General features: G+C 68.3%; 4 protein-coding genes and 1 pseudogene. 3 read left to right on the forward strand and 2 right to left on the reverse strand.

Annotation, left to right across the window (positions count from 1 at the left end; all coding sequences use genetic code 11):
• Window positions 1-98 precede the first annotated feature (98 nt).
• On the reverse strand, window positions 99-1,124 hold the full coding sequence (locus tag Q0S71_RS14025; RefSeq protein WP_295996629.1) for a DnaJ domain-containing protein: 1,026 nt from the start codon (window positions 1,122-1,124) through the stop codon (window positions 99-101).
• A gap of 131 nt (window positions 1,125-1,255) precedes the next feature.
• The gene (locus Q0S71_RS14030; protein WP_295996632.1) at window positions 1,256-2,407 is read right to left on the reverse strand and encodes an SAM-dependent methyltransferase; all 1,152 of its coding nucleotides are present in this window, start codon (window positions 2,405-2,407) and stop codon (window positions 1,256-1,258) included.
• A 153-nt stretch (window positions 2,408-2,560) separates the two neighbouring features.
• On the opposite strand from Q0S71_RS14030, the gene Q0S71_RS14035 reads away from it, so the two are divergent.
• The 3 genes and pseudogenes from Q0S71_RS14035 to Q0S71_RS14045 form a co-directional block, all read left to right on the forward strand.
• Entirely contained in the window at window positions 2,561-3,376 is an 816-nt protein-coding gene (locus tag Q0S71_RS14035; RefSeq protein WP_295996634.1) for an SDR family oxidoreductase, read from the forward strand.
• A gap of 59 nt (window positions 3,377-3,435) precedes the next feature.
• Window positions 3,436-3,834 carry a dihydroneopterin aldolase gene (locus tag Q0S71_RS14040; protein ID WP_295996638.1) on the forward strand — a complete coding sequence of 133 codons (399 nt, stop codon included), beginning with the start codon at window positions 3,436-3,438 and terminating at the stop codon, window positions 3,832-3,834.
• Window positions 3,831-4,231: pseudogene (locus Q0S71_RS14045) on the forward strand (ATP-binding protein); the annotation flags it as partial. The gene Q0S71_RS14040 and the pseudogene Q0S71_RS14045, both read left to right, overlap by 4 nt.

Consider the following 4,231-nt stretch of genomic DNA (forward strand, 5'->3'; position numbering starts at 1 on the left):
CTGGCCGCGGCCGCCCCATCGAAGCTCAAGCCCAAGGTGACCGCCGATTCGGACTGGGAAGAATTTTAAGCGGCGGCCTTGAGCGGCGCCGCGCCGCTTCAATTGCCGGTGGCGGCGGCGCCCTTGCGCCGGTTCGGGCAGGCCGCCTGGTCGGCGCCCGGATCGATGTTCTGATAGCGGATTTCGTACTTGCCGTTGGCCAGCTGGTCGACCACCATCTTGTCGCGCGCCTGGAGGTAGACGTAGCGCACGTTGGCGTGGCGGTCCATGTCGTAGACCTTGATGAACATGGCCGAGGCGTTGCCGGCGTTGTCGAGCATAAGCTGCATTTCGTTGCCGTGGTCGCCGACCGGGAAACCGTCGACATAACCGGACTGCTGCGGCCACGGCTCGCCGTTGGGCGACACCAGCGGCTGCGGTTCGCTGTCGCAGTCGGGCGCCGCCGGCGGCAGCAGCACCTGCGACACGCTGAGCACCTTGATCGGCGCCGGCCTGGCCGCCGCGCCATTGTCGGCGGCGGAAGCCTTGCCGACGGCCCAGCCGTCGGTGACCGGCTCCGGTGCCGCCGCCCTGGCTTCAAGCAGGCCGTCCGGACGCGGCGCGGCGTGGGCCGCCGAGGCCAGCTCGCCCTTGCCGCCCCAGGCCGCCGCCATCACCGCCGACACCAGCTGCGGCTGGGCCACCATCACCATGCCGGCGCCCCAGCCCAGCAGCAGGCAGGCACCCATGCCACCCCACCACAGCCAGTCGCGGCGCGGACGCCGGCGCGGCGCGGACGGCTCGGCCGCTTCCGCCGCCCACGCTGGCGGCGGCGCGTCGTGGCGCTGGCGGCCATCGCGGCCATCCCGACTGTCGCGGTTGTCCTCGTTGCGGGTGCTTTCGAGCCACTCGATTTCCCATTCCTCGGCCGCGATCCACTCGTCGTGCTCCTTGCGGCGCTGGGCGTCGGACAGCGTGCCATAGGCGCTGTTGAGGATGGCCATGATGCGGGCCGCCTTTTCGTCGCCGGGATTCTTGTCGGGGTGGTATTTCTGGCTGAGCGCCTTGTAGGCGGCACGTATGACTTCCTGCGGCGCCATGCGCGCCACTTTCAAGTTGTCATAGTGAGTGTGTATCTTTCCCATCGTTCCATTTACTGTGGACCAGAGCGCCGCGACGGGTGGGCGCTGAATCAATCATCATAGCCGATCTGGCAGCGCAAAACGCAACGGCGACGGGGCCTGGCCATGGTTATTCTGCTAATGCTGCTTTTTTCTCACAGACGATGGCTGCGGTCGTGCGCGGCGATGGCCGCCGGCAGCGCCACGCCCTTGCCGACCGCCAGCACCTTGAACAATTCGCCCATCTCGGCCGGCGACAGCAGCTTGTGCAGGGCGCTCGCCTGCGGCAGGTAGGCGCGGGCGTCGGCCGGGTCAGTGCGCAGCAGCAGCTCGCCGATGCCGGCGCCGATCAGGAAGCCGGCCTGGTTCAGGTAGCCCAGCACGTCGACGCCGTGGTCCTGGGCCGCCAGCGCCATCGCCGTGAAGTCGACGTGGGCCGTGATGTCTTGCAGGCCGGGCAGATAAAAGGGATCGGCGTGGGCGTGGTGGCGGTAGTGGCACATCAGCGTGCCGGCGGCGCGCTGCGCCAGATAATATTCGTGGGCCGGGAAACCGTAGTCGAACAGCAGCGCGGCGCCGCCGCGACCGGCCGCCAGCATGCGCGCCAGCGAGGCCATGAAGCCGCAGCCGGTGGCGTGCACTTCGCTGACGTAGCCGACCGGCAGGGCGTCGGCGTCGGCGACCTGGCGCGCTATCTGCGCCAGCAACGCGGCGTCGGCCGCCACTTCGACATAGGCGAAGCGGCCGTCGTCGACGGTGACGTGCAGCTCGCACCAGCCGGACGGCGTCTTGCTGATGAGCTGTACCGGCATCGCGTCGAGCACCTCGTTGGCGATGACGGCGCCGTCGACGGCGTCCGGCATGCCGTCCAGCCACACCACCTGCGGGAAGCCGCGCAGCGCCTGCTCCTGGCGGGCCCGCAGTTCGCCCGACAGTTCGACGATGGCGTAGCGCTCGACGGCCACGCCGAGCAGCGCCAGTTCGGTGAGGATGTCGTGCGCCAGCTTGCCGGTGCCGGCGCCGAATTCGAGGATGGTCGGCGCGCTTTGGGCCATAATAGCGGCTGCCGCGTGCGCCAGCGCGGCGCCGAACAGCGGCGTCATCTCGGGCGCGGTTGTAAAATCGCCATCCCGGCCGAGTTTGGCGGCGCCGCCGCTGTAATAGCCCAGGTCGGGCGCGTACAGCGCCAGTTCCATGAAGCGGGCGAAGGAGATGGCGCCCGAGTTCCGCGCGATGTCGGCGGCGATCAGGTGCTGCAAGGCGTGGGACGCGGCCAGCGCGTCGCTAGAAGGTGCGGGTAGGGACATTCCGGCATTGTAGCGAATCGGCGCGCCGGCGTCGCGATCGGGGCCGGATCGATGCCGCGGCGGCCGGACCGGCCGCCGGCGCCCGCGCATTTTTTAGCCGGCCCGGTCGGCGTCCGTACACAGAACAACCCAGCTCATCAACATAAGCACACCATGACGACCAAGCAGCACAGCGACCACGCGCCCTCCCCCTCCCCCGCCGCCACGCCGGCGCCGGTGGCGCTGGTCACGGGCGGCGCGCGCCGCATCGGCCGCGCCATCGCGCTCGGGCTGGCGCGCGCCGGCTGGGACGTGGCCGTGCATTACCGCGCCTCGGAAGCGCAGGCGCAAGCCGTGGTGGCCGAGATCGTCGCGCTGGGCCGGCGCGCCGTCGCGCTGCAATGCGAGCTGAGCGACGAAGCGGCCGTGCGCCAGCTGCTGCCGCGCGCCGCCGCCGCGCTGGGCGCGGTGCGCTGCGTCGTCAACAACGCCTCGCTGTTCGACTACGACAGCGCCGCCGATTTCACGCCCGCGCGGCTCGACGCCCACATGCGCGCCAACGTCGCCGCGCCGGTGCTGCTGGCGCAGGCGCTGCACGCGGCCAGCGCCGACGACGCCGGCGCGCCCGCCGTGGTCGTCAATCTGCTCGACCAGAAACTGTACAATCTCAATCCTGATTTTTTGTCCTACACCCTGTCCAAGGCCGCGCTGCAGGCGGCGACGACGATGCTGGCGCAGGCGCTGGCGCCGCGCGTGCGGGTGGTCGGCATCGCGCCCGGCATCACCCTGGTGTCCGGCGACCAGGACGACGCCGGCTTCGCCGCGGCGCACCGGCAAACGCCGCTGGGCCGTTCGAGCACGCCGGACGACATCGCCGCCAGCGTGGTCTATGTGGCCGGCGCCCGCGCGCTGACCGGCACCACGCTGCTGGTCGACGGCGGCCAGCACCTGATGCCGCTGGCGCGCGACGTGATGTTCCTGACTAAATAATATAAACCGTATAAATCATATAAACCGTATTGATCGTATTCCCGAAAGAAGGTAAAGCCATGTTGTCCGCCCTGTCCCACCCCCGCCTGACCGACTGCCGCCGGCTGTTCCTGCGCAACTACGAAGTGCTCATCAACATCGGCGTGCACGACTTCGAGAAGAAGGGCGAGCAGCGCGTCCTCATCAACGTCGATTTATATATTCCGCTGGCCGTGTCGACGCCGAAGGAAGACCGGCTCGAAGAAGTGGTCGACTACGACTTCATGCGCTCGACCATCGCCAAGCGCATGGCGCAGGGCCACGTGCATCTGCAGGAAAGCCTGTGCGACGACGTCGTGCAGGCGATGCTGGCGCATCCGCGCGTGCGCGCCGTGCGCGTGTCGACGATGAAGCCGGACGTCTATCCCGACTGCGAAGGCGTCGGCGTCGAAGTGTTCCAGATCAAGGACGATGTATGAGCGCCGTGCTGAATAATCCGCTGGAGGCGACGCCCGCGCCGACCGTCAAGTCGATGGAAAAAACCGCGCTGGAGAACAACAAGCTGCACAAGCGCCTGTGCCGCCTGGTCGGCCAGGCCATCGGCGACTTCAACATGATAGAAGACGGCGACAAGGTGATGGTCTGCCTGTCCGGCGGCAAGGACTCCTACGCGCTGCTCGACATCCTGATGACGCTGCGCGAACGCGCGCCCATCCATTTCGACATCATCGCCGTCAACCTCGATCAAAAGCAGCCCAACTTCCCCGACCACATCCTGCCGGCCTATCTGACGGAACTGGGCGTGGCCTTCCACATCGAGAACCAGGACACCTACAGCATCGTCAAGCGCCTGATCCCGGAAGGCAAGACCACCTG

This window comes from Rugamonas sp., from assembly GCF_025354735.1.
Lineage (GTDB): Bacteria > Pseudomonadota > Gammaproteobacteria > Burkholderiales > Burkholderiaceae_D > Rugamonas.

What these genes read in the sequence shown, in the direction of transcription:
- Q0S71_RS14025 (WP_295996629.1), bottom strand. Translation starts at nt 1,124, where the DNA reads ATGGGAAAGATACACACTCACTATGACAACTTGAAAGTGGCGCGCATG.
- Q0S71_RS14030 (WP_295996632.1), bottom strand. Translation starts at nt 2,407, where the DNA reads ATGTCCCTACCCGCACCTTCTAGCGACGCGCTGGCCGCGTCCCACGCC.
- Q0S71_RS14035 (WP_295996634.1), top strand. Translation starts at nt 2,561, where the DNA reads ATGACGACCAAGCAGCACAGCGACCACGCGCCCTCCCCCTCCCCCGCC.
- Q0S71_RS14040 (WP_295996638.1), top strand. Translation starts at nt 3,436, where the DNA reads ATGTTGTCCGCCCTGTCCCACCCCCGCCTGACCGACTGCCGCCGGCTG.